Below are 25,551 nucleotides of genomic sequence, written 5' to 3' on the forward strand. Positions count from 1 at the left end.
GCTCAGCGGCTGGGACCGTAAGGGGCGGGACCGGAGGGGGCAGGACTGCAATCCTCTGGCCGCATCCGCACCCGTTTCGGCTCGGTCCGGCGGGAGGGCAGTGCGGCCTGTTGCTGGGGGTCGATCATGCGGAACCACAGTGCCGAGGTCGCCTCGTCGTCCGGTAGCGGGCCCCGGGCCGTCGCCTGCTCCAGCCGGTCGGGTACGTCGACGCCGGCACGGTGCAGCCGGTCCAGCCGCTGCGCCAGCTGCGGGGTGAACCAGTCCCGGTGTCCGACGTGCTCGACGATCAGATGCTCCCAGTGCCGCAGCGCGTCGGGCAGCTGACCGGTGACCCTGCAGGCGAGGCCGCGTGCGTACCGGCCGGCCGCTCCCCCGCCGTCCAACGGTCCGACCGGGCGCGAGTCGGTGTGATTGACGCCTCTGGCGGCCCGCCACACGGTGAGATCGGCGAGGAGGTCAGGACTGATGTGGGGCGCGAGGGGCGCCGCCCACCGCTGGCCGGCAGTGCTTCCCTGGCGCACCTGGGCGGCCAGCGACTGCACCCGTTCGGCTCGGGCGGTGAGGTAGCCGGCCCAGACGGGATCGGCGCCCACCCGCTTGGGGATGCCGGGCAGCCATGGGAGCGGGCCGCCTGCCGGTGCGCGGTCCAGACGTGAGAGCAGGACGGCGGCAGGGTCGTCGGCGTCGCCGAGCCCCCGGTAGGTGGACCCTTCCGTGAGGGCTCCGACGGCGTCGCGGCCGTCGGCCTGGATGAGCATCAGGTGGGCCCGCAGGCTGGGCCAGGCCGGTGCGTGGGGCAGACCCGGGACCAGAGCCTCGGCGGCAGACTCCAGGTGATCGCCCCAGCCGGGGCCGAGGAGCCTCTCGGCGCCGGCCAGGACACCGTCCTCGTACCTTTCTGCTGCGTCGTGAAGCAGCGCCGCCGGGTCGGCCGCTCGTGCCCTCTCCGTGGTCGCCGAGACCGCGGCACCGTCACGTGCCAGCACGCCCTGCAGGACCTCGGTCGCCGTGGCCGGGCTGCTCGTCTCGACCAGCGGCAGGGTGTGCCCGTCGGGGTCGGCGGCCGACACCACGTGCACGTGGTTCTTGTTCCGGCCGCGGGTGAGCATGGTGTAGAGCAGCTGCCGAGACTCCTGGCCGGTGACGATGCCGTGGACAGTGTCGGTGGTGATCCCCTGGGCCGTGTGGACGGTCGAGGCGTACCCGAGCTCGACATGCTGGGCGACGTAGCCGACCGGCGTCCGGAGTCCGGAGTCCGGAGCTGAGGTGACGGACGCTCACGGTGGGTCCGTCGACGGCGGTGACGGTCCACCGGTCACCGTTCTTGACCCAGTCGCACCTGCCGACGCCCAGCCGTCGGTCGTTGCGCCGGGTGATCACCACGTCCCCGGCGGAGGCGTGCGTGCCGTCGGCCAGGGCCACCTCGCGACCGGGGGCGCTGCTCCCCAGGCGCGCGGCCCGGGCGCGGGTGTTGAGGCTGGTGACGAGCTCGCCGGTGGGTGCGAGCATGAGGCTGTCCCGCCCGCCGGCGCGGTCCCGGGACCAGGCGTCGAAGACGGCGTCGACGGTGGTGGCGAGGTCCCCGACGTGCACCCGGGTCCGGTCCAGGTAGAACCCGAGTGCGGAGGCGTCGCCGGCCCGCAACGCCAGGGACGCCTGTGCCTCGGCGGGGTCGGCGAACCGGACCACCTCATCGAGGCGTACGGCGCCGTGGGCGGTGGCGATGTCGCGCAGCGCTCCGCCGGCGCCGACGGCGGCGAGCTGCTGGTCGTCGCCGATGAGACGGACGCAGGCGCCCCGGGCCAGGACGTGGCTGATCACCCGGTCCAGGGTGAGCGTGTCCGCCATACCCGCCTCGTCGACGACCACGAGGGTGTCCGGGCCGATTGCCTCGTCCAGCTGGGAGGGGCGCTCGTGGTCGAGGTCGTGGACGAGCTTGGCCAAGGTCTCGGACGGTACGCCGGTCGCCTCGGCGAGCACGGTGGCGGCGGCCGCCGACGGGGCGAGTCCGATCACTGGACCGACGTGGCCGCGCCAGGCGTCGGCGAGGACCCGCACGGCGGTGGTCTTGCCCGACCCGGCCGGGGCCAGCACGAGCTGCACCCGGCGACCACTGCAGGCCAGCGCCAGGACCAGGTCCGCCTGCCCGCGGTTGAGGCTCGTCCCGTGCAGGGAGGACTCGAGGACTGCGAGCTGAGCGTCCTCACGGGCGAGCGCAGCACCATCGCTCCGGCCGGCGGCCGCGGTGATCCGCTGCTCAGCCTGAAGGACCCGAAGGCTGGTGTAGTGGTCGCTGCCGGTGTGGCGGTACACGCTGGTGCCGTCGCGTCGCCGCAAGCCGTCCGGCTCGCCGATGGGATCCAGGTCCGGGGTGAGGTTGACCGAGCGCGCCACCGTCGCCGCGTCGACGACCCGCCCCACGACGCCGGCGACCATGCTCGGGTGCAGGTCCAGGCCACGGACCTGACGTTGGGCCTCGGCCTGCAGGTGCCAGACCTGCCAGGTGGCCCGCCGCGCCTCGACCTCGGCGACCACCCTCTGCGCCGCCTCGCCGACCCACTCGTCGGTGACCTCCTGCAGAGGGCGCCCTGCCTGGCCCTGCACGGTCGCCACCATCTGCTGGATACCCTCCACCCCGAGGACCCCGGCCGCCTCCGCCCACCACGTCTCGCGCTGCGCCGTCAGGGATCGCGGCTCGTGCTTGGCCGCCCGGGTCTCCAGGTTGGCCCGCTGAGCCAGGGCGATCTGCTCCACCGGTGTCGGCGGACGCCCGTGCGCCTCCAGGAACTCCCGGGACAGCACCTCCTGCCGGGCGGTGATGTCACCCCGGCGCCGGGACCACAGCTCGCACAGCGCGCGGTCGACCCCCTCGACCTCACGGACCGGCCGCCTGTCGCCGGTCCCCCGCCCGGCCGCTCGACGAAACGGACACCCAGGGCAGCACGCAGGTGAGCCTCGACGGCAGTGTTGTAGGCCTCCGACGCGGCGACGACATGCTGGTGCAGCACCCGCCCGTAGATCGAGAGCCACTTGCCCTCGAGCGTCTGCACCTTGTTGGCGACCGCGACGTGGGTATGCAGGTCGGGGTCGCCGTCGCGAGAGTCCCGGTGGGTGAAGGCCGCCGCGATCAGGCCCCTGGTCTCGACCTGGCGTGCCCCGTTCTTACCCTCTCGCGTGTACAGCACCTGCCGCTCGAGGAAGGCAAGCGCGTCCTGCACCGCGGCGTCGTGCGCTTCCGCCATCGCCTGGGCGATCTCGGGCGGGGCGATGGCCCACAGTGTCGACACCGACTTCACCGGGCTGAACGTCAGGTCATACCCGGCCACGGCGGTCCGCTGCGGCCGCGAGTACCGAGCCACCGCCGAAGCCAGCTCCCGGGCATCACGCGGCTCCCTCCCCTGCTCGCGGACGAAGAACTCCCGCGCCACCTCGCTGCGCGCTGCGGCGACCTGCTCCAGCTGCTCCGCCGGCTCGGTCGAGTCGTCAGCACGTGCGTCCAGCCGGCGGGCGACCTCGGCGTCGAACCCTCCCCCGTCGCTGTCGTAGACCCGGTAGGGCGCACCCAGCGCCACACCGGTCAACGGGTGACGGCCGGCGCCGAACAGGTTCGCCATCTGCTCCGAGGTGACCGGGTCGCCGGCGCAGAGCCCGTCGATCCCGACCAGGCCGGAGCCGGCCCAGCGACCGGGCGACTCACCCTTGGCCGCGTAGTAGTCCTCCAGACCGCGGCGACCGATCCCGGCGTCGTCCCCCGCCGCGACCTGCCGGGTGAGGTACTCATACCCCGACCCCGCCGACAGCTTGTGCAGCGTCATCACGCACGCACCCCAAGGCCGCAGCCAGCTGGCGAGTGGCCACGGAGTACTGGTGGACAGCCCTATTGGAACGTGTCCTTATAGCCCCTCGGTACCGGCATCGCGGACACCCCGCCGGCCTCCGCTACGCGCAGCTGGGGCAGGATGAACGGGTGAAGGTGCAATTCCTCTACTTCGACGGGTGCCCGCACTGGGAGCTGGCGCAGGCGCGTCTGCGCGAGGCGCTCGAGGTACACGGGGAGCCGGTCGAGGTGGAGCGCGTGGTGGTGGACACGCCGGAGAAGGCGGAGTCCTACGGGTTCCTGGGCTCGCCGTCGGTGCTGATCGATGGTGTGGATCCGTTCGCTGAACCAGCAGCGCCGGTGGCGTTGTCGTGCCGGTTGTACCGCACACCGGAAGGGGTGGCCGGGTCGCCGACCGTGCAGCAGCTCGTCGCAGCGCTCTCGGAAGCATCAGCTTCGTAGGGATCAGCACGGCGCAGGTGGGTGTCGCGTTGCGCGGGTAGGTGCTCCATCCGCGGGAGGCCAGGGCGGCCCACCGGGTCGCGGTGTTGGGTGCCAGGCCGAGGATGTCGGCGAGGATCGGGGTGGGCATGCTCGCGGCGAGCTGGAACATGGCGGCGTTGCGGGCTGCCATGGGCTGGATGCCTCGTTCGACGAGCTGGGCGCGGACGTTCTCGGTGGCCAGGTGCTTGCCGGGAATGCCGCCGGGGAAGAGCCATATTTCGGCGCGGCTGGCGTAGGAGGCCTGCCCCCGACGGGTCAGGTGGGTGCGAACCAGGCGGTCGAGCGGGTCCGGCAGCTCGATGGGGAAGGTGTCGAACGTGGCGGTGACGACGCCGTCGGGGTTGACGGTGATCTGGTGGGCGCGCATGCGGACGACCCGGGCCAGGGGTTGGGCGTAGAGCAGGACGAACAGGCCGGCGACGCGGGTGTAGAGGCGGATGGTGTCGTCGTGCAGGAGCAGCTGGACGTGCGCCCACCTGTCCTCATCGGAGAGGGTGACGGCGGGCTGGGTGCTGGGGCGGGTGGCCACGGACAGATTCCCTCCGAGACCGGTGCGGGCGCGCCAGGCCAGGAACGGTCGCAGCGCGAGGGCGCGGGCGCGGTGCTGCTGCGCGTACCGGTCCAGATCTCCCTGGCCGATGTCGGTCAGGTCGGTGCCGTCCTCGGTGAGCCAGTCCATGAAGCGCGCGGTGACGACGATGGTCGCCCTGGCTGCCGAGATCGCGCCGTGGGTGAGGGTCCCGTGATGCTCCTGGCGGCGCAGCCTGCTCAGCACCTGCCAGCGGGCGAACCGGGCCAGGACCTCGGACTGCCCGGCCGGCAGGGTGCTCAGCAGCTCCTCCAGCCACGGGCTGACCCGCTCGAGCTCGGCGTGGAAGGGCGGCAGGACCCCCAGGGCGGTGAGCAGGTCGCGCAGGTAGCTGTTCGTCCTGCTCGCGGGCATGGCCTCGAAGGTCGCGTGGGAGATGTCGAGCTCGCCGCGGGCCATCGCGCCCAGGGTGGCCGGGCCGGTGGAGCGGGTGAACCAGTACAGGGTGGACTGGGGTCGTGGGCCCGAGATCAGGGCGTCGTACACCGGCCGCAGCCGGGGGTGGATGACCCCGTCGGGGCTGGACAGCAGCACGGTGGCCTTCTCCTGCAGCGCGCAGTGCCCGCACAGCCGGCCCCACGGGGAGTCCTCCCGCCCGCAGGCGGTGCAGGCGTAGACGGTCTCGTTGCCGGTGCAGGCCGCGCACGCCGGCCGGCGCCGGTCGTCGTAGAAGGCCAGCACCCTGATGTGCCCGCAACCGGGGCAGGGCTGGGCTGTCCGGGCGAAACGCAGCGTGCAGCGCTGGCAGACGGCCTTCTCCAGGACGACCCGGGTGCATCGGTCGTGGCGCCCGCAGTGCGCGCAGTCCTGGCGCGGCAGCTGCGGGCGCGGGCTCACCGGTCCTCAGGAGGGCGGCGGACCCGGGCCCGGATCGGGCGCAGGTCACCGATGCCCGGTCCGCCCTCCCGGTACCGGTCTTGGAGGCTTGCTCCTGCACGACGGTAGGGACCAGCAGGTCGTTCGGTTCGCAGTCCAGGATGTCGCACAGCGCGGCCAGGACCTCCATGTTCAGCCGTTGCGGGGTCCGGGCCACCAGCCGGTAGACGTGCTCACGGGACAGGTGGACCCCGCGCTCGGCCAGCAGCGGGACGAGCTCGGAGGTCTGGTACATGCCGTGGGTGGCCATCACCTGACGCAGGTTCCACCCCATCACGGTGCGGACGGTCATCACTGGTCCTCCTGATCGGTGGGTGCGTAGACGCGCTCCAGCGCGGCCTTGAGCGTCTTGTCCTTGAAGTCGTTGCTGACCGAGGCGTAGATCGCGGTGGTCGAGGCGTAGGCGTGCCCGACCTGCTCCTGGACGAACCGTTCGGGGTAGCCGAACTCGACCAGGTGAGTCACGTAGGAGTGGCGCAGGCAGTGCAGCGACAACGCCGGGTCCAGGCCCGCCTGGTGGCGGACCGTCGCGAAACGGGCGTCGAAGTGGCGCAACGAGACCCGTGAGAGCCGCTCGGTCACCCACAGGGCTGGATGTCCAGGCACGCCGAACAGCGGACGGGCCTGCTCGACCCACTGCCGCATCCCTTCGATGGCCCAGTCGAACTCGGGCACCGCCAGGACCGTGCGGCGGCGCGGGGTACCGCCGCGAACGGCCTTGCCGTAGCGGACGTGCACCGAGCCGTACGTTCCCCACCTGGGCACGTGCGGGTTGGGGCGCAGGTCGGCCACGTCCAGGCGGCACAGCTCGTTGCGGCGCAGGCCGAACGCATAGGCGGTCTTGAAGACCTGCGCGTCCCGCAACGCGCTCAACGCTCCCTTGCGGCCCGAGGACGCGGCCCGTTCGACCTGGGCGTCCAGGTGGTCGAAGAGATCCTGCAGCTCCCCGTAGGTGAGCGGTCGCCGTGCCGGACGGCCCTCGTACTCGTTCGGGTGCGCCACCGTGTTCCACTCGTGGCACACCTGCGAGGGGCACCGAGCCGAACCGGTCGCGACACTGCCGGGGCCACTCGTACCGCGCGTCGGTGAGGTAATCGCAGAACATCCGCAGCGCCAGGTGGTACCCGCGGATCGTCGAGGGTGACCGCCGACCGTCCCCGCTGGCCAGGGATACCGTGAAGTCCTCCACGTCCCCAGGACCCCACGACCACGGGTAGGACTCGGCGAACTCGGTGAACCGACGGACCAACCGGACCCGGTCGCTGATGGTCTTCTCGCCCAGCAGCCGGGACCGCTGCTGACGACCCCAGCCGGTCAGCATCGCCTCGAAGACGGCGCTCTCCTCGTTCAGATGAGCCACCCCGGCGACCAGGACCAGCCCCGCCGAGCCCGGTATGCCGACCATCAGGACCGCCGATCCGTCGTTGCCTCAGAAGCCATATTGTTGCTCCTGACGTTACACCTAGTTGGGCGTCCCTGGTCAACGGGCCCGCGGGGGGCCGTCGGAGTCCCTACTAATCCGCAGACCCCGGCGGGTGTGACTTCTGACGCGATAATGCTCGCTTCGGGCCAGGATGAAAGAGGTGTGTGCGGGTTCAGCACAGCGGAGAATCGGTAGGGACGTCGGTCGACTCGCAGGTCGCATCTCGTGCGCGGGCCAGGATGGGAAGCTAGGCGGTCGGTAGCGGACGGGGCCAAGCATGCATACATCGCAGAGTCGCCGGTCTGGGTGGCGTGGTCGTGTCGCAGGGCGAAGGTGACGGGTCACAGTGGCCAGCAGTGGAGGGCGTTCGACGGGAGCGAGTCGCGCGTCGTCGCGACCACGCGGCGCCGGCGGGCCGAACGCCGCCTCGTCACGTCCGGCATGCCGCGGGACCATGCCTGGCGGTGGGCCACAGGGCGGCGCTGCCCGACGGAGTGCGTGACGCGCTCCACCCAGAGGTGCGTGACATCACGACTCCGCCGATGTGCGCGCTCTTGCTGGATGGCATACCCATGCACTAGTGGGGATGTCTATACCGTTGGTGAGCGTCGGTCACAGAGCGAACCGTTAGCGGCCGACAGGACGCGTACCCGGAAGGTGTCAAGTCGGGTGAGACAGTTTCCGTCAGGCGGTCTGTATGAGGGCCTCCTGTGAGGGCTGGTTGATCCACGCGGCCTGGGGCAGCTTGGGCGCCTGGGGTCGGCGGTGGCCGAAGCGCTCGGGGTGGGCTGCGTAGGCAGCGTCCAGGGTGGACTGGCGTTGGGCGCGGACCTGGTCGACGGTGCCGTAGTGGACGCTGGCGGGGGTGTGCAGCCCGATGCCGGAGTGGCGGTGCTCGTGGTTGTAGTAGGCGAAGAACTGCTCGGCGAACGCGCCGGCGTCGGCCAGGGACCCGAAACGTTCGGGGAAGACCGGGGCGTACTTCAGCCCGGCCTGCGCTCCGGCGGCGGCGGCCTTGCGCCACTCGATGATGTGCGAGCTGTACAAGCCCTCCCGGCGCAGGATCGCGCCCCGCTCACCGCGGTCGGCGGCGTCGTACTCGGCGGGATCGCGGCCTTGAACTCAGCGGTGAAGCTCCGCCGCTTCGGCTGGTCAACACCACCGCTGACGGCGACGGCGACGACGACGGCGGCGAGCCGGAACGGAGCTTCTCGCCCAGCCCCCTCCGCGAACTGGCCGTACTCGCGTGGTCGAGCAGAGCCGGTTTACCTGGACGTCTCCGTGGTCAGGATGCGGGATGGCGGAGAGGTCCGATCGGTAGAGCGGACGCCTGCCAGGGCGAGGACGCTACTCGTGGCAAGTGCCGCCGCCATGAGGCCACCGCAGATGATCAGCCCAGAGATAGGGTAGGGCACGGTGCCTGTGGTGAATAGCCATCCCAGGCCGGAGCCCAGCAGGATGCTCACGGCGCCGGCTACGAGCAACGGCACCAGGGTGAGGGCGAGGCTGATCTGGAGTCGTTGTGCCCGCGAGGCTCCTATCCGCAGGAGCGGGCCGAGCGATGCCTCGGCCGCCCGCACCCGGTCGAGGTAGGACAGGAGCGCGGTCAGGACCAGGACAAGCAGGCTGGTGGTGACCGCAGCTTTGACCCACGGTACGAGAGTAGAGGGGCGGGGTTGGCCGCTCGTGGCATCACGGACGTCGCTGGACGGCAGGCTAGCTCTTGTCCACGTGCTTACCGTGTCGGCCAACGCAGCGACGGGGAGTTCAGTGGAGGTCACCAGGGCGGCGCCGCGAGCCCCGTCTACCGCGGCGTAGATTGAGGCCGGCGTAGCCAGCTCAAGCGGCGTGGAGGGATCCTCCAGCGCCCCCAGCGCCCTCAGCAGGAACCTGATGTCTTCCTGGCCCTTGACCAGCGTGTGCGGGTCGGCCCGGTTACAGGTGACTGGTACGCGTAGGGCCGGGCCGATCTCATCGCAGCGCGCTCCGATGAGGACCTGCTGGTCCCCGCCCTCCTCCCCGACCGTGACGAAGGGCATGACGGTGGATACTCCGGGAGGGTGGGTGGTGTCCAGGGCGTCGGGCTCGGCCCCTCGCCATTGCACTGACACCACGGGCGGTGCGCTGGTGACAACACGAGGCTGTTCACGGTGCTCGGCCACGGCGATGTATCCCGCGGCAGCCAGTGAGAGGACGATGGCGGCGCTGATCCCGACCGTCGGGCGAGCATAGGTGCGCGGACTCCAGCGCAGGGTGTACCCAGCCAGGGCTATCGGTGCCGCCATGGAGCGAGTCATCGCCTCACCCACGGCACGCAGCGTGGTGGGCACGGCCAACGGGATGCCAATGATCGCTAGGGCGACCGCAGCGAACCGCAGGTCGGTGGCCCGCTCGCCGCCGGTCACCGAGGCGAGCAGGAAACACCCTGCCGACCCCGCAGCCGGCGCGAGCCACCAGATCGTGGGCGTACGTGGTTCCAAGGTCGGCCTGGCCGCGGCCATCCCGCGGGCCGCGAACCAGCCCTGCCCGGCGGCCAGGGCCGAGACCAGCGCCGCGCACCCAACGAAACCCACCATCAGCAGCCACCAGGGAAGGGACAGGTCACCGGGGAATACCGTCTCGGCCACGCCCGGAAGGTAGGTGATCATCGGCGCGAACACCGCCCAAGCGCAGGCTATGAGCAGCATCGTGGGCCAGGCATGGAACGCCACCTCGCGCCAGGAGACTCCAGCCAGGTAGCCCCGGGAGGCGCCCAGTGAGTGCAGGATGCGGAACCGTCTGCGCCTGGACTCACTGCCCGCGCCAAGACCCACCATGACTGCCAGCAGCGCCGGAAGGACCAGGGAGATCGCGCTACCGGCACCGATCATCCCCGCGGTGCCCGCCTCTGAGGGGAACAGGCGCAGCGTCAACGCTGGCGGCCCATCACCACCGAACCCACTCACCCGGGCAACCGGGCCCTCACCGACCCAGACTCCGTCCTCGCCCCTGATCACCTGGTCCTCACCGCTCAGCACCCCTGGGGCGAGGACGCTGTAGACCATTAGGTCATCCCCGGACGGCACCCCCTGGCTGTCGATCACGGCGACGGGACTGTAACGCTGACGCAGCTCTGGATGCTGGGCTGCCAGGCGCGATAGCGCTGGGGACACCACGGATTCTCCGATCGGTGGCCAACTCTCCACTCCCACCGGCAACGGCGAGTCCGTTCCCGGCTCCAACGCGATTACCGTGACGTCTATCCCGCGCCATTGGTCGTCGTTGACGAGGAGGTGAACATCGCTTGGCTCGGGACTCTGCGAGAGTATGGCTGAGGTCTCCATCCTCCGCTCGTCTTGCAACAGCCGCAGCATCACCAGAGAGCAGGAGATCAATACACTGAGCATCAGGAAGGCGGCCACGAACGCCACGAGGACCGCCCGCACTCTCGCACCTGGAGCACGATCCCAGGCCACGCCACGAGCCAGCGTCCAGCGTTCGCGCTGCATCAAACGAGCTCGTCGAGGCGTAGCACCCGGTCCGCGGCGCATGAGACCCGAGCATCGTGCGTGGCGATCAGGAGGGCGCATCCCCGGTCAGCAGCAGCTTCACGCAGCACCTCCATCACAGCAGCATCACTCGCAGCGCGGTCCAACATGCCGGTCGGTTCATCGGCCAACACGATGTCGGGCCCGTGAGCGAGGGCACGAGCGATTCCTACTCGTTGCTGCTGCCCTCCTGACAGCTCGTGAGGGTATCGCTCGGCTAACGAATCGACTCCCGTAGCACGCAACTGATCCATGGCCGCCACCCGGGCCAGGGCGGCTGCTGTTCCCGCCAAACGCAGGGGCAGTGAGGCGTTCTCGAGCGCGGACATTTCCGGCACCAGTTCGGCGAACTGGAAGACCATCCCCATGCGCGTCAACCGCATGCGCGTGCGCTGTTTCTCCGGCAACGCGTAGATGTCTTCCCCGCCCACCATAACCTGACCCTCGTGCGGTGGCAGCAGACCGGCGACACAGTTCAGCAGGGACGTCTTGCCGCTACCCGACGGGCCAGTAATGGCCAGACACTCACCACGCTCGACCGAGAAAGCTGTCCTAGGAAAGACCGTGTGCGTGTTGATCTTTCCCACGATGCTGTCCGCCAGAACGGCGGTCACGGGTATCGCTCAGTAATGGTTGTGCCACTTCGAGCAGGCGTCCGGCCAGTTGTTGATGTCTTCACACGTCTTGTGGAACATCACGTTCGTGGCGATGTCATAGGTGGTCATCCAGCAGGAGCCGGACGACCCATCCATGTCGTTCACCCGTCCAGAAATGTTGTAGTTGCCGGCTTCCCACAGCACGTAGGCCGTGCGCGCATCGGCCTCCATGTCGCAGATCACTGGCCGCTTGTGACCGCTCGTCGTGTAGGAGTAGTCCCCGCCTTGGTAGATGGTCCCCGCAGTCGCGATACCCCCACCAATGCCAAGAAGCAGGGTGGGAGCCGCCAGAACGCCAATCAAGAACCTCTTTGTTCTCATGACATGTCATCCGATCACTCCGAGGACAGTCGCCTCTCTCTGGAGGGGGATGACGATACTCCTCGAACTGCGTGCCAACAACCCCGCGGTGGATCATCAAGCAGGAAGTACATCGGGGTCACGGGCTGGGTCAACGGCCAGCAGACGGTGACCTTCTACCTCGGCACGAAGGAGGTCGGTCGCCAGAACACGAAGGGGGTCTTCACCTTCGAGACCAGGACTGCCCAGGCGAACTGGCGGGTGAAGGGTGCGGATCTCGTTTCCGCGTCGGACTACTGCTACAAGCCCAGGTCGGGACCCGCGTCCGCCGACATCTAGGCCGCGGCGCCTCAGTCTTGAGCGCGCTCGAACTCCTGCATGATCAGGTCCCGATCGGCGCGCGTGGCCCGTCTGAACTGCATGTCCAGCACCGTCATCGCCTGCACCTCATCCCAGCCATACCTCTCCTGGAGGGCGGCCATCGCGGCCTCTCGGTCTTCGGAGTCCAGGATGACTGCCAGGAGGGCCTGGGGGTCTTCGAGCGCCTCTGAGAGAGCGCGCAGGAGCTGCGAGTTGGACATTCCTGAAGCCTAGCCCAGCACGCCTTTCACGGATGCTGGCTTGGTTGGTGGTCCGCCATGTCCTCGAGCCCGAACATGGCGAGCATCGCGGCGTGGTACCGGCGATTGCGTCGTCGAAGGCGACCTGGGCCTTTAGCTGCGTCTCGACGCCGTACAGGCCGACCGCCTCGTCGGGGCGTTGGATCGGGATCAAGGCTTGACCTTGCGGTGGAGTTCCCTGATGGGTACGAGGCGCTGGCTCTCTTCGCTCAGCCGTGGGCGGTTGACACGGGCACGGGTTCCGACCTTCCGAGCCATTTCTCGGTCAGTGGATGCACAATTAAGCAGACCACTGACGCGCGTGGCGCCGCTGGGGTAGTTGTCCGTACTCGAACGAACAACTGCCGTTTCCGACCTCGCTGTACGACTCACTCACCGAGCCGATGGAGCCGTAGCGCCCCATCCGACCATGCCGCTGATTGCTCAACATGAGAGTCGGATGTGGGGAAACGACGGCCCAGGAGCGTCTTGAGCACTCACTCCCCGGTCGCAGGCGAGTTCCCCGGTGTCAAGGCGAGGTCGCTAAGGGCCGTCCGGTCGTCGTGCCGGACCAGATCCGGAGCAAACGAATACACCTCCGGCCTGCGTGCGCCTGTCGGCGCGCGGGTCTACGCTGCTGGTCATGGGCGGTGACGGGGGGCAGGTCGTGCCGTCGGTCGAGGAGGTCGCCAGGCTCGTGGGAGAGCTGGTCGACTCGGAATGGCCGACGACGCAGAGCGAACGGAGCGCGTGGTTCGAGCGACACGGCATTGCGGCAGAGGGTGCCGAACGGTTGCGGTCAGAGCATGGGAGCGAGACTTGGCACAGCGGTGGCCCGGGCGCCCCGTGGCCGGCGGTGGGCTGGCACGTCTTCGAGAACGAGTTCGTCGGGATCAGTTGGTTCCTGTGGCACGGGCTGTCGGAGGACGTCGTGCCCGAGCTGGCGGAGGAGCTGCGCGCCCGTCTTGTCGAAATGGCGGGTGAGCCGATGGACGAGATTAGACGCGAGGGCGAAGATTACCGCTTTACCGCCTATTGGCAGACGGGTGGTCGCTCCATCGACATGTACCTCCACGGCGGACCGGTGTTGGAAGGTCAGTTCCACGAGCACCCGGTGGTGCAACTGCACGTCGACCACGTCGAGCGCGCCCGACGGGCAGACGAGACCGCGGCGCGGGCGCAGCCGGTGGTGAGGGGCCGGGCGCTGGGGGACGATGCTCCCACATCCGGACCGCCGTGAGAGGCACCCATCACCCTGACACCAGCCGCCGTCCGCTATTGCCGCGCCAAGGGCGTCTGGGATACGGGGCTATTGGAGTTAAGCAGCAGCATCCCACGTGCACCTCACTAGACTCGTCACATGACGGTCGACCGCTCCATGATCCGTGTCAAGGCGATGCTGATTGCGCCGAACGAGGCTGCCTCGGCTCATGCAGTTACCCTAAACGTCCCTACCGCCGAGAACCCAGAGGGCTACCACCGTCTTATCGGAGGCAGCGTCGAATTCGGGGAGACCCATAGGGAAGCTGTACTGCGCGAAGTCTACGAAGAGCTGGGGGCAGCCGTAGAGGACCTCGAGCTGCTTGCGGCCGTCGGGAACATCTTTCACATCGACGAGGTGCAGGGTCACGAGATCGTGTTCCTCTACTCGGGGCGGCTCAACCCTATGCCGGCGAAGGCGGGTGCCACCCTCACAGAGTCTGACGGCAGCGTCGTGCCCATCGTCTGGCGATCCGTGCACGATGACGCCGAACCATTGCCTCTATATCCCACGGGCACGCAGGATTGGGTCAGTGCAGCACTGACCCGACGGCGGACCTAAGGCCGAACGAGCACCTCCTCCCAGGACGTGTTCGTTCCTCCCCGGGGCCCTTCACTCGATGCATCCGCTTCTGCCGCGCTCAGAGCGTCAAACGTGACAGGATCGTCACTACGAGTTGGGGAAGGACGCCACCTCTGAATGTCGGGTCAAGTCCGGTGGAGTGGTGTACGACGGTGATCCCTCGGTGGGGTTGATCAGGCCGTCAGTGCGGGGACCGTAGCAGCGGTTTCCTCCTGTCCGGTGGTGGTGGGGGCCAGGGCGTGGCGGCAGCGGGTGAGGACGTCGATGCCGATGTAGCGGCGTTGCTCGGCCCAGGCGTCGTGCTGCTCGGCCAGGACGGCGCCGACGAGGCGGATGATGGCCTCACGGTGGGGGAAGATGCCCACGACGTCGGTCCGGCGGCGGATCTCGCGGTTGAGGCGCTCCTGGGGGTTGTTGGACCAGATCTGGCGCCACACCTCCTTGGGGAAGGCGGCGAAGGCCAGGATGTCGGCCCGGGCGTCCTCGAGGTGCTCGGCGACCGCGGGCAGCTTGCCGGCCAGCGTCTCCAGCACCCGGTCGAACTGGGCCTGCACCGCTGGCGCGTCGGGCTGGTCGTACACCGAGTGCAGCAGCGCCTTGACCCAGGGCCAGGACGACTTGGGCGTGGCGGCCATGAGGTTGGCCGCGTAGTGCGTGCGGCACCGCTGCCACGCGGTCCCGGGCAGGGTCGCGCCGATGGCCTCCACTAGGCCGGCGTGGGCGTCGGAGGTGACCAGGCCCACCGGACCGGCCGCGGTCAGCCCGCGGGCCACCAGGTCGCGGAAGAACGCCAGCCAGGAGGCCGTGGTCTCCCCGGTGGCGACCTGGATGCCCAGGATCTCCCGGTAGCCCTCGGCGTTCACGCCGGTGGCCACCAGCGCGGACACCTTGACCACGCGCCCGCCCTCGCGGACCTTGAGCACCAGGGCGTCGACGGCCACGAACGTGTACGGCCCCTCGTCCAGGGGCCGGGTGCGGAAGGACTCCACGTGCTCGTCCAGCTCGGCCGCCATCACCGACACCTGCGACTTGGACAGGCCGGTGATGCCCAGCGCCGTCACCAGCTTGTCCATGCGGCGCGTGGAGACCCCGAGCAGGTAGCAGGTCGCCACGACCGTGGTCAGGGCCGCCTCGGCACGCTTGCGCCGCTCGAGCAACCAGTCGGGGAAGAACGAACCTTCGCGCAGCTTGGGGATCGCCACGTCCAGCGTGCCGACCCGGGTGTCCAGGTCGCGGTGCCGGTACCCGTTACGCCGGTTGGTCCGCTCGGCGCTGCGGTCGCCGTAGTCGGCGCCGCAGACCGCGTCGGCCTGCCCCGAGAGCAGCGTGTTGATGAAGGACTGCAGCAGGTGCCGCATCAGGTCCGGGCTCGCCTGCGCGAGCTGCTCGTGCAGGAAGACCTCAGGGTCGATACTGGGAGAAGCGGTCATCGTGATGCTCCGTTCGAGAGTGCTGTGGAAGGTTCACTCGAAGGATCACGCGGTGACCGCGCCTACATCAGCAGGACACGCTCACCACCGTGGTCGTCGTACACCACTCTGATGGACTCCACTGAATGTCGAGGAGATACATGCGGCCCTTCAGTAAAGAGGCACGCACGGTGCTGGTCGCTGCGAGTAACGTGGCGAGGTTCCGTGGCGCCCAAGAGTGTGACCGGTCGGACATACAGGTAGCAGGCCTCCTCACCTCGTTGCACCCTGGCGTTTCGCTGTACCCCGACGCCGCGGCCAGCTCTTCTCCCTTGCAACTTCCGTTCGCCGCGGATGTGCAGGAACTCCTGGTGAACTCAGATGAGGAGCTCGGCATCGAGGAACTGAAGAGGTTTGCCGCAGAGCACTAGCTGGCCGACCAAGCCGCAAGAGGCTGCGACGCACTGTTCTGCCGCTGCGGGCGCGTGGCTTTCAAGTCCTGCCGGTTGGCGCTCGGCCCTGACGCCACTGGACGGCGGGGTGGCCGCGACTCATCCCCGTGCGGGGCTCTTGATGGATCTGTGTGCGGTCAGTGCGAGGGCTACACCCCCGGCCGCTGCGGTGAGGACGGCTGTCAGCTGGAAGATTGACGGGGCTGCCGAGGCTGAGGCCAGCGCGAGGATGGCGAAGGTCAGGACGACTGCTCCGGTCTTCGCCCGCACGCGCAGGTGTGCGGCCAGGACTGCCAGGACGACGAATGCCGGCAGCGGCGAGGTGCGCACATGCTCGGCGGTGAACCAGTAGCTGTGGTTGACCGCGGCGTCGGCAAGCGCGATCAGTCCGGTCACTGCCGCGAGGCCGGCGCTGATGAGGGCGGCCCGCGCCACCGCGAAGCGCGGGAGGGCGGCCACGGCTGTGGCGAGCCTGCGCGGGGTGGCGGTCATGGCCACAGCAGCCAAGGAAAGGCCCCACCAGGCGGCGTCCCTGGCGGTCAACGGCAACCCGGGCGATGGGTCAGCCGGGGTGGCGTGGCCCCACGTACCGGGCACCTGAGCGGGCCACGGGATGCCGGTCGCGACGAATACCGGGTAGGCGGTGACCAGGACAGCTGCGACCAGCATCGCCGCCCATGCTGCCGCCGGGCGGCGAGCCCAGATCATGACGCCGGCGATGAGCCATGCCGCGTGGACCGGCCAGCGGGGGTCCAGCCATCCGTCTCCCCGCTCGGCGTCAGCAAGGCGTACCAAAGCCGATGTCCAGGCCTGTGTCGCCACCACGGCCAGCACCATCATGACAAGCATGCCCGCCAGGTGCCACGGGCGTGGCGCAGCCTCAGCGCCAGTGACGTGCGGCGACAGGACACGGACCTTGGCCGCATGGACCACGACTCCGCCCACCTCACGGATCCTGCGCCACGTGCCCGGGCGGCGGTCGTCCGCGTCGAGCAGCACACCGACGATCTCGGCGCCGTGGGTGCTGCGGTACGGCTCGGGGTAGGCCAGCGTGAGTAGGTGACACAGGTGCTCGTAGGCCGATGCCCTCATGCCACACCTCCCGCCCGCCGCGGACGGGGCGCGAAGCCAAGCCGTCGGCTCGCCTCGACCACCAGCGAGTTCATGCGCTCCACCTCGGCGGTGAGCACGCTCTTTCCCGCAGCGGTGATCTCGTAGGTCCGCCGCAGCCGTCCGTTGACGACCTCTTCCTCGGCCACCGCGACCCACCCCTGAGCCGCCATTCGGTCCAGCGTGGCGTACAGGCTCCCCACGGCCAGGCGCACCCGACCACCGGAGGCCTCCTCGACCGCCTCGAGCAGTGCATAGCCGTGCAGCGGCTGGTTCACCAATGCCGTCAGGATCAAGAACGACGGTTCCCTCAGTCCGGTACTCATGGGACATGAATACTCGCGTAACACGACTATGTGCCGGCGACACGCCGTCCACCACGAGGTTCACACCCTCAGAGGCTCGCCGCGACGGCGGACGCCCTTGGCAGACGCACTGTCCTGCTGCTGATCGCATCCTGGCCAGGGACCGGGGCTCACGGCGTACGGTGAGGATCTGAGGAGGGACCGATGATTCCCACGATGCTCTTGTTCGGGTTGGTCCTCGGCCGCTGGTGGAAGACCTGCCTCCTGGTCGGAACCCTGGGCTGGCCCTTGCTTCTGTGGTTCGACGGCATCATCGAGTCACCCAATGAGTTCCTTGGAGCGGCTGGACTGGCTGCCTTGAATACCGCCGTCGGAGTTGCGATCCACCAGTCGCTGCTCCATCTGCTCAGATGGCTACGCAAGGACCGTCGCGCCCCGCACCACGCAGCCGCCTGACGCACTCTTCTGCCGCGCCGAGGACGGCTGGTGCTTTGACTGACCGTCATCCCGACGGTCGACGCGCATTTCGCCCACACGTCAGTCCCTGACGACCTTCCACATACCGAGCATCTCCTGCTCTCCCCACCCCAGCTTCCGATAGAGCGTCTCTGCGGCCGGTGTGGCAAAGAGGCCGACAAAACAGTGGCCCGGCGCCTGCTGCCTGATCTGGTCCACGAGCTCGTCCACGATGGTCCGTCCTACCCCGCAGCCTTGATAGTCCGGATGCACCACCACGTCCTGGATGTAGAAGTAGAAGGCACCGTCTCCCACCACCCGCCCCATCCCCACGAGCTCACCGCCGTCCTGATGGACCACCACACCGCAGGTAGAGCCGGCCAAGGACGCGGGCATCGCCTCCCACCAGAAGGCGTCGGCCCAGCCGACGGACTCAGACAATCGACGGTGCTCCTCGACGGTGGGCTTGCGCCGCGCGACGGTGTAGGACATGAGGCCAGAATCTAGCTGCTCCTCTACCTCATCCTGGGTCCAGGCGCGACCGGCGGCGAGCGTGTTGTCACCGGGTGGTGCACTCTTCTGCCGCTGTCGTCGCCTAGCGTCCGACCATGCCGCGAGCCGTAGCTTGAACTAGTGCCACTGGGTCAGGTGGCGGGCTGCCACCTGGTGGTCGGCCTTGCCGCTGGCGACGGCGATGACCAGGTCGTAGGCGGCGTCGTCGGGTGCTTGGAGGTCGATGCCGTTGAGGCCGTAGAACACGACTACGGCGAGCCATCCCAGGCGCTTGTTGCCATCGACGAGCGGGTGGTTGACGACGATGGACTCCAGCAGCGCACCCGCCTTGGCATCGATGCCGGGATAGGCGTCACGTCCGAAAACGCTGGCGCGGGGACGGTGGGCGGCGGAGTCCAAGAGGCCAAGGTCCTGCATCGGACCTACGCGCAGGTCCGATGCCAGGGCGAGCAGGTCCTCCGTAGTCAGGTACTCCAAGGGTCAGCGCCCGAGACGCTCAAGCAGGTCGGCGTACCGCTCACGCCCCCGTGCGGACAACTCGCGCACACGCTCCTCGTGCCCGCGCCGCGCGGCCGCTTCCCGGATCGCCCGCACCGTCGCCTCCTGCTTGCTCACACCCTCGGCCTCGGCCAGGGCCGCCAAGGCGCGCTCGTCCTCCGGAGAAAGCCGCAGAGTCATCGCCATCCGCTGATGGTATCACTCTGGTATCTGACGCCTTGGGCGGCCCGTGCGCCGCTGCGCCTCGATTGCTCGGCGTGCGGCAGACGCAGGTGGCCACTCGCGACTGCTCGGCGGCCTTGGGGGACGAGTGCGGTCACACAGGCCGCCCCTGCCCCAGGAGACGACCATGGCCGCCACCCTCTCCCACAAGCTCGTGTCGTTGGCCGAGGCGGCCGACGTCCTCGCGGTCTCGACCAAGACCGTGCGCCGCTACATCGCCGACGGCCATCTCGACGCCGTCCGGCTCGGGCGCAAGACGCTGCGGATCAAGCTCGACTCGATCGAGAGGTTCATCGACTCCTGCCCAGTCGGAGGGTGGCGCCGGACCGGCTGAGGGGTCAGAGTCGTGCCGAGAAGCGACCGAGAAGGTCATGGCTGCTCCTCTCCGGTCGAGAGGCAGCCACCTGCGAACGATGCATAGTCGCTGCACTCGAAAAGAGAAAGGCCTCTGAACTTGCGTTTCCGCAGTTCAGAGGCCTTTTCACAACGCTCCCCCGGTTGGACTCGAACCAACAACCTGCCGGTTAACAGCCGGCTGCTCTGCCAATTGAGCTACAGGGGAAAGTCGCAGCGCGAAGAGACTGTAGCAAACGGCACGACGGCGCCGAAATCCGGGCCGGTCTCACCGGCAGCACGCTGCTCAGCACCGTCACCCGGCCCCCGGGGGTGCACCTCTCAGGCGAGCTGTGGCGGGTCGGGGTCCAGCCCGGCCTGGTCACGCACGTCCCGCCGGGCCTCGTGGACGGCGCGGGCCAGCTGGGCGTCGACCAGCTGCGCGCCCGGACCCAGCAGCACCTGCTCGACCAGCTCGCGGCTGTGCAGCACCTTGCGGACCGTCACCCGGGCGGTCCGGCGCGGGCCCAGATCCACCCCCCGCGTCAGGACCACGCTGGCCGTCGTGCGGTCCCGCACGACGACCGGCACCGACCCCGGACCGGTGCGGTCGCGCAGCCGCCAGCGACGAGGCCCCACCCCGTCGACGAAGTCCACCGCGAGCAGCCACTCGTCGGGGTCCCAGGCGCCGCTGTCCACCTCGTGCCAGGGGCGCTCGACCACCGTGGCACCCTCCTCGGTCCGCTCCACCAACCGCCAGGTGGTCAGCACCACCCAGTGCCCGTCCGCGTCCTCCTGCGCGGTCGCCAGGACCTGCTCGCCCCGGAGCAGGTCCGGCAGCACCCCCTCCGGAGGAGCCCCCGCCGACCGTGCGGGTCGTGGCGGGCCGTCCCGGTCCGCCCGTGCTCGTCTCCACCATGCCATCTCAGCTCATCCTGTCCTTGAGGGCAGCGTGCTCGCGCTGCAGGGCCATCAGCTCCTCGTCGACCCGGCGGGCCTCCGGGACGCCGGGGGTCAGCCGCTGGAGCCGGCTGATGGTCTGGGAGATGCGCTGCTCGGACGCGGCCAGGCGCACCCGCAGCACCAGCGAGTCGACGTAGGCCTCCGAGGGCGTCCCCGTGCCCGGGTCGAGCCGCGTCGGCAGCGGCGCCACCGCGAGCTCACGGACCAGCCCCTGCACCGTGGGCGGGGTCCGGGAGAGCACGGCGCGCGTCCAGCCGGCCGCACTGGTGCTGGCCGCGGCGTGCACGCCCCCCGCCTGCTGCAGCGCCTGCCACACCGCCTGGTGCACCGGTGCCCTCAGCTGGGCCGCGGGCAGCTCGTCCATGTCCTCGGCCACGATGGCCAGGGGGTACTGCAGCGCCACCTGGAGCAGGTGCCGCTCGGCCACCTGGACCGGGTCGGACAGGTCGGCCACGGGGACCACCGGCTCCGCCGCGGGGGTATGCGGTGGGGCGGCCCGGGCGGGTCCGGGCCGGGCGGGCGCGGCCGCCGCCCGGGTCACCTCGACCGTCAGGGCGGAGGGGTCCACGCCCATCCAGCCCGCGACGTCGCGGACGTACTCCGGTCGCAGCGTCGGGTCCTTGACCCCTGCGAGGATGGGGGCGACGGCCCGCATCGCCTGGACCCGCTCCGCGGCCAGGGCCAGGTCGTAGGGGGCCAGGGTGGTGCGCACGGCGAACTCGAACATCGGGGTCGCCTCCTCCACCAGCGCGCGGACCGCCTCCGGCCCTCCCCGCAGCCACAGGTCGTTGGGGTCCTGCCCCTCGTCGGCGACCGCGACGAAGGACTGGGCCGCCCACCGCTCGTCGTGCTCGAAGGCCTTCATCGCGGCCTTCTGCCCGGCGGCGTCGCCGTCGAAGGTGAAGATGACCCGGGCCGGTGCCCGTCCGGCCTCGTCCCGCAGGATCCGGCGCAGCATGGAGATGTGGTCTCCGCCGAACGCCGTCCCGCAGGTGGCCACGGCGGTGCCCACCCCGGACAGGTGGGCCGCCATGACGTCGGTGTAACCCTCCACGACCACGGCCCGCCGCTCGGTGGCGATGGCCTTCTTGGCCATGTCGAGGCCGTACAGGACGCTGGTCTTGCGGTAGATCGGGGTCTCGGAGGTGTTGAGGTACTTGGCCGCGACCCGGTCGTCGTCGTACAGGCGCCGGGCACCGAAGCCGACCGTGTCGCCGGCGATCGAGCGGATCGGCCAGACGACGCGGCCGCGGAACCGGTCGTAGAGCCCGCGCGAGCCGCGGGCGGACAGCCCGCCCAGGACCAGCTCCTCGTCGGTGAAGCCCTTGCGCCGCAGGTGGTCCGAGAGGACCGAGCCGCCGCGCGCGGCATACCCCACCATGAACTGGGCGGCGTGCTCCCCGGTGAACCCCTTCTCCCGCAGAAGGCCCGGGCCGACCTGCCCTCCCCGGAGGAGAGCAGCTGCTCGTGGTAGAACTCCTCGGCCACGCGGTGGGCCTCCATCAGCCGCGTGCGCTGACCGGCAGGCGCCTGGGGGCCCCCGGCCTCCTGACCCGTCCCTTCCTCGTAGCGCAGGGTCAGTCCCAGCTGGCCGGCCAGCCGCTCGACCGACTCGGCGAAGGTGAGGTGGTCGATCTTCTGGATGAAGTCCAGCACGTCCCCGCCCTCGCCGCAGCCGAAGCAGTGGAAGTAGCCCACGGCGGGCCGGACGGTGAAGGACGGGGTCTTCTCGTCGTGGAAGGGGCACAGGCCCTTGAGGGTCCCGATCCCTCCTCCGCGGAGGGTGACGTGCTCGCGGACGACCTCCTCGAGCGAGGCGCGCTCCTTGACGGTCTGGACGTCCTCGTTCCTGATCCGTCCCGCCACGCGCACCTCCTGGTGATCTTCTCCGGTGAGTCTAGGTCGCGGCGCCGACGACGACCCAACGGCGTCCACAGCCACCGGTGGCTACTGTGGGCGAATGGCCAAGCAGAGCGCGCCGGCGACCGAGCTGGAGGTGGGCGGCCGGACCGTGCGGATCTCCAACCCCGACCGGGTCTACTTCCCCGGCCCGGGCATCACGAAGATCGACCTGGCGCGCTACTACCTCTCGGTGGGCGACGGGATCGTCAACGCGCTCCGGGAGCGCCCGTGCATGATGCACCGCTTCCCCGAGGGCATCACGGGTGAACGGGTCCACCAGAAGCGGCTGCCGCGCGGCGCCCCCGACTGGGTCGGGACGGTCCACGTGACCTTCCCCCGGTGGAACCGCACGGCGGACGAGCTGTGCGTCACCGAGGTGGCCCAGGTCGTCTGGGCCGTCCAGATGTCGTGCGTGGAGCTCCACCCGTGGAACAGCAGACGGGGCCACGTGGAGCAGCCGGACGAGTGGCGCATCGACCTCGACCCCGGGGACGACTGCGACTTCGCCACCGTCCGCCGGGTCGCCGGCGTGGCGCAGGAGGTCCTCGACGAGCTGGGGGCCGTGGGCTGGCCCAAGACCACCGGGAGCAAGGGGCTGCACGTCTACGTGCGGATCGCTCCCGAGCACGGGTTCACCCAGGTCCGCCGGGCCGCCCTGGCCTTCGCGCGCGAGGTGGAGCGGCGCACCGAGGAGGCGACGACCGCCTGGTGGCGCAAGGACAGGGACCCCCGCAAGGTGTTCGTCGACTTCAACCAGAACGCCCGGGACCACACGATCGCCGCCGCCTACTCGGTCCGTGCGACGCCGGACGCCCGGGTCTCGGCCCCCCTGCGCTGGGAGGAGGTGCCCACCTGCGACCCGGCCGACTTCACCGTGCTGACGATGCCCGGGCGCTACACCGAGCTGGGCGACCTGCACGCCGGGATCGACGACGCGGTCTTCGACCTGGCTCCGCTGCTGCAGTGGGCGGAGCGGGACGAGGCGGAGGGCGAGGAGACCCCGGAGGAACCAGACCCGGCCCCCTGAGGCGGTGGTTGGTGGCCGGTGGTTGGTGGCCGGTGGCCGGTGGCCGGTGGTTGGTGGCCGGTGGCCGGTGGTTGGTGGCCGGTGGCCGGTGGCCGGTGGTCGCTCGCCCCCCTCGCGCCTCGCCCTCGATCCTCAGCCGACGTGCTGGACGTCCACCACCAGCCGCATCGGGTCCTGCAGCAGGAACACCCGGTAGGGACGCGGCTCCCCGGTGATCCCGACGAAGAGCTGGAGCCGACCCTCGAAGGGCGTCGTGCGCAGGACCTCGACCACGCCGTCCAGGGTGTGCGTGTCCAGCCCGGCGTCGCCCGCGTCGTAGACGGGGTCGCCCGGCTCGGGGTAGGCCATGCCGGTGAGGACCACCTCGAGCACGCTGTCGCCGGCCACCCCCGCCGGCAGTCCGGACCCGTCCCGCACGGCCGTCCCGGGGTATGCCGCGCGCCACCCGGGCGTCCCCGTGCCGGTGAGGTCCACCACGACCCGGTCGTAACCCTCGTTCAGCCCGGCACGCAGCGTGGGGGCGAACAGCTGGCCGCCGTCCGGCCAGGCCCCGCCGACCGCCACCTCGGCGGCCGCCGTGAAGCCGGCCAGCGGGGTCGGGGTGCCCGTCCCCGGCGCCGGGGCGACGGACGGCTCCGCCGGGGCGGGCGCCGGAGGGGGTGCCGCGACGGCGTCCGGGTCCTCCTCCGCCCCGGCTCCTTCGTCCGGGCCCGGCGACGGCTCCGGGGACGGGTCGTCCGGTCCGTCCGGCACCGGTGCTGCCACCTCCCCCGTCCCGTCGGCCGGCACGGGCGCCGGGGACGCGGCGGGCCGGTCGGGGTCGTCGCCCGCCGACGGCCCGGGAGCGACCTCCTCCACCACCACGACCCCGTCGGAGCTGCCCGGGGCGTCGGGGTCGGGAACGGTGACCTGCGGGTCCTGCGTCGGGACGGGTCCGACGGTGGCCGGGGGGTCGCCCGCGCCGTCGGGCACGTCCACCGACAGCAGCAGCCACCGCCCGTCGCCGACCGCGCGCAGGACACCTCCGCCCCCCAGCGCGTCCCGCCAGACGTCCTCGGCCTCCTGCACCTCTGCCGGGCAGCCCCTGTCGGTGGTGACCGGGTCACCGGGCGGGAAGCGCCCCTGGTCGTCCAGGTCCAGGTCCTGGGAGAACCATCCGCCACCGCACCCGGCGATCTCGAACCCCCAGCCACCGCCCTCCTCCGCGAAGGAGAACGTGGTGTCCCGGGAGGCCGGGACGACGGTCTGCGCGCCCGTGCCGCCGCCGTGCAGGTCGGGGAGCAGCTCCCAGGTGCTTCCCCTCAGCGCGTCCGCCTCGGGCACCGCGACGGCGTCGTCCACGGCCGGCGCGGGGGTCGGGGCCTCGGGCGCGGCGAGGACGAAGGTCGTCCAGCCGTCGGGCACCGCGGCCACCGTCGGTCCCTGGGGGTCCGGCCCGACCAGCGCCCCGGCCTGCCACCCCAGGACCAGCACGGAGGCCGCCACCGTCCCGGCGAGGGTCCCGGCGGCGACCCGCCGCAGGGTCCGCCGGCGGCGCCCCGACCGCCAGGCCCCGTCGACGTCCAGCTCCTCCAGGACCTCGCCCCAGGAGGCCTCCTCGAGCAGCTCGCGCACGTCGAGGCCGCCACCGTCGCTGCGCCCGGTTCCGTCCACGTCATACCTCTCGTTCATCGTCGTCCCTCCTGCTGCGGGAGGGGAGCCGGCACCGGCTCCTGCGCCTCCGCGGCGCGCCGCGCGGTCAGCTCGGCCCGCATCCGGGCCACGGCCTGGTGCGACAGGCTCTTGACCGTCCCGGTGGCCACCCCCATGACCTCGGCGGTCTGCGCCTCGGTCAGGTCCTCGAAGTAGCGCAGCACGAGGGCCGCGCGCTGCCGCGGCGGCAGCGTGCGCAGCACGTCGTGCACCTCGGCGTCCCGGGCCCGCCGTTCCGCCCCGTCGTCGACGCCGGCCTCGGGAAGGCGGTCGACGACCAGCTCGTGCCGGGAGCGGCGCCACCAGGAGACGCGCTGGCGGTAGATCACCCGGCGCACGAACGCGTCCGGGTGCTCGACGGTCTCCCACTTCTCGGCGAGGGCGACGAGGGCCTCCTGCAGCAGGTCCTCGGCCTGGGCCACGTCCCCGCACATGAGGTAGGCCGCCCGGCGCAGCCGTCCCTGCCGAGCGAGCACGAACTCGCTGTAGGCGGGGTCGGTGGTCACCACGGCGCACTCCCTTCCAGGGCCTG

At 70.4% G+C, this 25,551-nt stretch carries 25 protein-coding genes, 1 tRNA gene and 4 pseudogenes; 7 read left to right on the top strand and 23 right to left on the bottom strand.

Features of this window, described 5'->3' with window-relative positions; genetic code table 11:
• Positions 1-2: 2 nt before the first annotated feature.
• From ACQ95T_RS12320 to mobF, 3 genes and pseudogenes are all read right to left on the bottom strand, one after another.
• A complete protein-coding gene (locus ACQ95T_RS12320) occupies positions 3-1,082 on the bottom strand; it encodes a hypothetical protein (RefSeq protein WP_425944294.1) in 1,080 nt (359 codons plus the stop codon).
• A 559-nt stretch (positions 1,083-1,641) separates the two neighbouring features.
• A pseudogene (locus ACQ95T_RS12325) lies at positions 1,642-3,033 on the bottom strand (AAA family ATPase); the annotation flags it as partial.
• A pseudogene (mobF, locus tag ACQ95T_RS12330) lies at positions 2,970-3,818 on the bottom strand (MobF family relaxase); the annotation flags it as partial. The pseudogenes ACQ95T_RS12325 and mobF, both read right to left, overlap by 64 nt.
• A 158-nt stretch (positions 3,819-3,976) precedes the next feature.
• Between mobF and ACQ95T_RS12335 the strand changes: the two are divergent.
• Complete coding sequence (locus tag ACQ95T_RS12335) at positions 3,977-4,282, top strand: DF family (seleno)protein (RefSeq protein WP_431473830.1); 306 nt, start codon at positions 3,977-3,979, stop codon at positions 4,280-4,282.
• A 524-nt stretch (positions 4,283-4,806) separates the two neighbouring features.
• On the opposite strand, the gene ACQ95T_RS12340 is transcribed toward ACQ95T_RS12335, so the two are convergent.
• The 8 genes and pseudogenes from ACQ95T_RS12340 to ACQ95T_RS12375 all read right to left on the bottom strand — a co-directional run bounded on the left by ACQ95T_RS12340 (position 4,807) and on the right by ACQ95T_RS12375 (position 12,276).
• Positions 4,807-6,081, bottom strand: coding sequence for a helix-turn-helix domain-containing protein (locus ACQ95T_RS12340; protein ID WP_431472972.1), 1,275 nt, complete (start codon positions 6,079-6,081; stop codon positions 4,807-4,809).
• Entirely contained in the window at positions 6,081-6,791 is a 711-nt protein-coding gene (locus tag ACQ95T_RS12345; RefSeq protein ID WP_431472973.1) for a tyrosine-type recombinase/integrase, read from the bottom strand. The genes ACQ95T_RS12340 and ACQ95T_RS12345 overlap by 1 nt, the downstream gene beginning before the upstream one ends.
• A 1,105-nt stretch (positions 6,792-7,896) precedes the next feature.
• On the bottom strand, positions 7,897-8,199 hold the full coding sequence (locus tag ACQ95T_RS12350) for an integrase core domain-containing protein (protein WP_425944313.1): 303 nt from the start codon (positions 8,197-8,199) through the stop codon (positions 7,897-7,899).
• Positions 8,197-8,357: pseudogene (locus ACQ95T_RS12355) on the bottom strand (IS3 family transposase); the annotation flags it as partial. The pseudogene ACQ95T_RS12355 and the gene ACQ95T_RS12350, both read right to left, overlap by 3 nt.
• A 120-nt stretch (positions 8,358-8,477) precedes the next feature.
• Entirely contained in the window at positions 8,478-10,622 is a 2,145-nt protein-coding gene (locus ACQ95T_RS12360; protein ID WP_219977699.1) for a hypothetical protein, read from the bottom strand.
• Positions 10,623-10,699: 77 nt separating this feature from the next.
• A complete protein-coding gene (locus ACQ95T_RS12365) occupies positions 10,700-11,353 on the bottom strand; it encodes an ABC transporter ATP-binding protein (protein WP_431472974.1) in 654 nt (217 codons plus the stop codon).
• Positions 11,354-11,362: 9 nt separating this feature from the next.
• Positions 11,363-11,698: a hypothetical protein gene (locus ACQ95T_RS12370; RefSeq protein WP_289019947.1), complete on the bottom strand. Its 336-nt coding sequence runs from the start codon at positions 11,696-11,698 to the stop codon at positions 11,363-11,365.
• 347 nt (positions 11,699-12,045) lie between these two features.
• Complete coding sequence (locus ACQ95T_RS12375) at positions 12,046-12,276, bottom strand: hypothetical protein (protein ID WP_425944305.1); 231 nt, start codon at positions 12,274-12,276, stop codon at positions 12,046-12,048.
• A 661-nt stretch (positions 12,277-12,937) separates the two neighbouring features.
• Between ACQ95T_RS12375 and ACQ95T_RS12380 the strand changes: the two genes are divergently transcribed.
• Positions 12,938-13,534 carry a hypothetical protein gene (locus ACQ95T_RS12380; RefSeq protein ID WP_425944307.1) on the top strand — a complete coding sequence of 199 codons (597 nt, stop codon included), beginning with the start codon at positions 12,938-12,940 and terminating at the stop codon, positions 13,532-13,534.
• A gap of 120 nt (positions 13,535-13,654) precedes the next feature.
• A complete protein-coding gene (locus ACQ95T_RS12385; RefSeq protein WP_425944309.1) occupies positions 13,655-14,116 on the top strand; it encodes an NUDIX domain-containing protein in 462 nt (153 codons plus the stop codon).
• Between the two features lie 194 nt (positions 14,117-14,310).
• On the opposite strand, the gene ACQ95T_RS12390 is transcribed toward ACQ95T_RS12385, so the two are convergent.
• Positions 14,311-15,567 (bottom strand): IS256 family transposase, encoded by a 1,257-nt coding sequence (locus ACQ95T_RS12390; RefSeq protein WP_425941857.1) that lies wholly within the window; start codon positions 15,565-15,567, stop codon positions 14,311-14,313.
• A 170-nt stretch (positions 15,568-15,737) separates the two neighbouring features.
• Here ACQ95T_RS12390 and ACQ95T_RS12395 point away from each other — a divergent pair, with 170 nt between their 5' ends.
• The gene (locus tag ACQ95T_RS12395) at positions 15,738-15,977 is read left to right on the top strand and encodes a hypothetical protein (RefSeq protein WP_425941034.1); all 240 of its coding nucleotides are present in this window, start codon (positions 15,738-15,740) and stop codon (positions 15,975-15,977) included.
• A gap of 120 nt (positions 15,978-16,097) precedes the next feature.
• Here the strand turns inward: ACQ95T_RS12395 and ACQ95T_RS12400 are convergent, their stop codons facing one another.
• Entirely contained in the window at positions 16,098-17,090 is a 993-nt protein-coding gene (locus tag ACQ95T_RS12400) for a hypothetical protein (RefSeq protein ID WP_303374654.1), read from the bottom strand.
• A complete protein-coding gene (locus ACQ95T_RS12405; protein ID WP_303374655.1) occupies positions 17,087-17,434 on the bottom strand; it encodes a PadR family transcriptional regulator in 348 nt (115 codons plus the stop codon). Before ACQ95T_RS12405 ends, ACQ95T_RS12400 begins: the two co-directional genes overlap by 4 nt.
• A gap of 183 nt (positions 17,435-17,617) precedes the next feature.
• On the opposite strand from ACQ95T_RS12405, the gene ACQ95T_RS12410 reads away from it, so the two are divergent.
• The gene (locus ACQ95T_RS12410) at positions 17,618-17,869 is read left to right on the top strand and encodes a hypothetical protein (RefSeq protein ID WP_425941036.1); all 252 of its coding nucleotides are present in this window, start codon (positions 17,618-17,620) and stop codon (positions 17,867-17,869) included.
• A gap of 81 nt (positions 17,870-17,950) precedes the next feature.
• Here ACQ95T_RS12410 and ACQ95T_RS12415 read toward each other — a convergent pair whose 3' ends face one another.
• The 3 genes from ACQ95T_RS12415 to ACQ95T_RS12425 all read right to left on the bottom strand — a co-directional run bounded on the left by ACQ95T_RS12415 (position 17,951) and on the right by ACQ95T_RS12425 (position 19,066).
• Positions 17,951-18,361 carry a GNAT family N-acetyltransferase gene (locus tag ACQ95T_RS12415; protein WP_134774227.1) on the bottom strand — a complete coding sequence of 137 codons (411 nt, stop codon included), beginning with the start codon at positions 18,359-18,361 and terminating at the stop codon, positions 17,951-17,953.
• Between the two features lie 138 nt (positions 18,362-18,499).
• Positions 18,500-18,859 carry a type II toxin-antitoxin system death-on-curing family toxin gene (locus ACQ95T_RS12420; protein ID WP_425941039.1) on the bottom strand — a complete coding sequence of 120 codons (360 nt, stop codon included), beginning with the start codon at positions 18,857-18,859 and terminating at the stop codon, positions 18,500-18,502.
• A 3-nt stretch (positions 18,860-18,862) separates the two neighbouring features.
• Positions 18,863-19,066, bottom strand: a complete 204-nt coding sequence (locus ACQ95T_RS12425) for a toxin-antitoxin system HicB family antitoxin (RefSeq protein WP_075958334.1) — start codon at positions 19,064-19,066, stop codon at positions 18,863-18,865.
• A 163-nt stretch (positions 19,067-19,229) separates the two neighbouring features.
• On the opposite strand from ACQ95T_RS12425, the gene ACQ95T_RS12430 reads away from it, so the two are divergent.
• Positions 19,230-19,436, top strand: coding sequence for a helix-turn-helix domain-containing protein (locus tag ACQ95T_RS12430; RefSeq protein ID WP_114906025.1), 207 nt, complete (start codon positions 19,230-19,232; stop codon positions 19,434-19,436).
• A 155-nt stretch (positions 19,437-19,591) separates the two neighbouring features.
• On the opposite strand, the gene ACQ95T_RS12435 is transcribed toward ACQ95T_RS12430, so the two are convergent.
• The 4 genes and pseudogenes from ACQ95T_RS12435 to ACQ95T_RS12450 all read right to left on the bottom strand — a co-directional run.
• A tRNA-Asn gene (locus ACQ95T_RS12435) sits at positions 19,592-19,664 on the bottom strand.
• A gap of 113 nt (positions 19,665-19,777) precedes the next feature.
• Positions 19,778-20,359 (bottom strand): hypothetical protein, encoded by a 582-nt coding sequence (locus ACQ95T_RS12440; RefSeq protein WP_425941041.1) that lies wholly within the window; start codon positions 20,357-20,359, stop codon positions 19,778-19,780.
• 1 nt (position 20,360) lies between these two features.
• Positions 20,361-21,779, bottom strand: coding sequence for a toprim domain-containing protein (locus ACQ95T_RS12445; RefSeq protein WP_431472975.1), 1,419 nt, complete (start codon positions 21,777-21,779; stop codon positions 20,361-20,363).
• Positions 21,780-22,021: 242 nt separating this feature from the next.
• A pseudogene (locus ACQ95T_RS12450) lies at positions 22,022-22,339 on the bottom strand (CHC2 zinc finger domain-containing protein); the annotation flags it as partial.
• A 19-nt stretch (positions 22,340-22,358) separates the two neighbouring features.
• Here ACQ95T_RS12450 and ligD point away from each other — a divergent pair.
• Positions 22,359-23,327, top strand: coding sequence for a non-homologous end-joining DNA ligase (gene ligD / locus ACQ95T_RS12455; protein ID WP_425941045.1), 969 nt, complete (start codon positions 22,359-22,361; stop codon positions 23,325-23,327).
• Positions 23,328-23,459: 132 nt separating this feature from the next.
• Here ligD and ACQ95T_RS12460 read toward each other — a convergent pair whose 3' ends face one another.
• Both ACQ95T_RS12460 and ACQ95T_RS12465 read right to left on the bottom strand, forming a co-directional pair.
• Positions 23,460-24,998, bottom strand: coding sequence for an AMIN-like domain-containing (lipo)protein (locus ACQ95T_RS12460; RefSeq protein WP_425941047.1), 1,539 nt, complete (start codon positions 24,996-24,998; stop codon positions 23,460-23,462).
• Positions 24,995-25,528 carry a SigE family RNA polymerase sigma factor gene (locus ACQ95T_RS12465; protein ID WP_425941049.1) on the bottom strand — a complete coding sequence of 178 codons (534 nt, stop codon included), beginning with the start codon at positions 25,526-25,528 and terminating at the stop codon, positions 24,995-24,997. Before ACQ95T_RS12465 ends, ACQ95T_RS12460 begins: the two co-directional genes overlap by 4 nt.
• Positions 25,529-25,551 lie beyond the last annotated feature (23 nt).

The organism is Ornithinimicrobium carbonis (genome assembly GCF_050703245.1).
Taxonomy (GTDB): domain Bacteria; phylum Actinomycetota; class Actinomycetes; order Actinomycetales; family Dermatophilaceae; genus Ornithinicoccus.

Coding starts and splice junctions, on each gene's coding strand:
- ACQ95T_RS12390 (WP_425941857.1), bottom strand. CDS start 15,567: ATGACCGCTTCTCCCAGTATCGACCCTGAGGTCTTCCTGCACGAGCAG.
- ACQ95T_RS12440 (WP_425941041.1), bottom strand. CDS start 20,359: ATGGCATGGTGGAGACGAGCACGGGCGGACCGGGACGGCCCGCCACGA.
- ACQ95T_RS12410 (WP_425941036.1), top strand. CDS start 17,618: ATGATTCCCACGATGCTCTTGTTCGGGTTGGTCCTCGGCCGCTGGTGG.
- ACQ95T_RS12340 (WP_431472972.1), bottom strand. CDS start 6,081: ATGACCGTCCGCACCGTGATGGGGTGGAACCTGCGTCAGGTGATGGCC.
- ACQ95T_RS12400 (WP_303374654.1), bottom strand. CDS start 17,090: ATGAGGGCATCGGCCTACGAGCACCTGTGTCACCTACTCACGCTGGCC.
- ACQ95T_RS12445 (WP_431472975.1), bottom strand. CDS start 21,779: ATGGTGGGGTATGCCGCGCGCGGCGGCTCGGTCCTCTCGGACCACCTG.
- ligD (WP_425941045.1), top strand. CDS start 22,359: ATGGCCAAGCAGAGCGCGCCGGCGACCGAGCTGGAGGTGGGCGGCCGG.
- ACQ95T_RS12385 (WP_425944309.1), top strand. CDS start 13,655: ATGACGGTCGACCGCTCCATGATCCGTGTCAAGGCGATGCTGATTGCG.
- ACQ95T_RS12375 (WP_425944305.1), bottom strand. CDS start 12,276: ATGTCCAACTCGCAGCTCCTGCGCGCTCTCTCAGAGGCGCTCGAAGAC.
- ACQ95T_RS12405 (WP_303374655.1), bottom strand. CDS start 17,434: ATGAGTACCGGACTGAGGGAACCGTCGTTCTTGATCCTGACGGCATTG.
- ACQ95T_RS12425 (WP_075958334.1), bottom strand. CDS start 19,066: ATGGCGATGACTCTGCGGCTTTCTCCGGAGGACGAGCGCGCCTTGGCG.
- ACQ95T_RS12430 (WP_114906025.1), top strand. CDS start 19,230: ATGGCCGCCACCCTCTCCCACAAGCTCGTGTCGTTGGCCGAGGCGGCC.
- ACQ95T_RS12415 (WP_134774227.1), bottom strand. CDS start 18,361: ATGTCCTACACCGTCGCGCGGCGCAAGCCCACCGTCGAGGAGCACCGT.
- ACQ95T_RS12460 (WP_425941047.1), bottom strand. CDS start 24,998: ATGAACGAGAGGTATGACGTGGACGGAACCGGGCGCAGCGACGGTGGC.
- ACQ95T_RS12380 (WP_425944307.1), top strand. CDS start 12,938: ATGGGCGGTGACGGGGGGCAGGTCGTGCCGTCGGTCGAGGAGGTCGCC.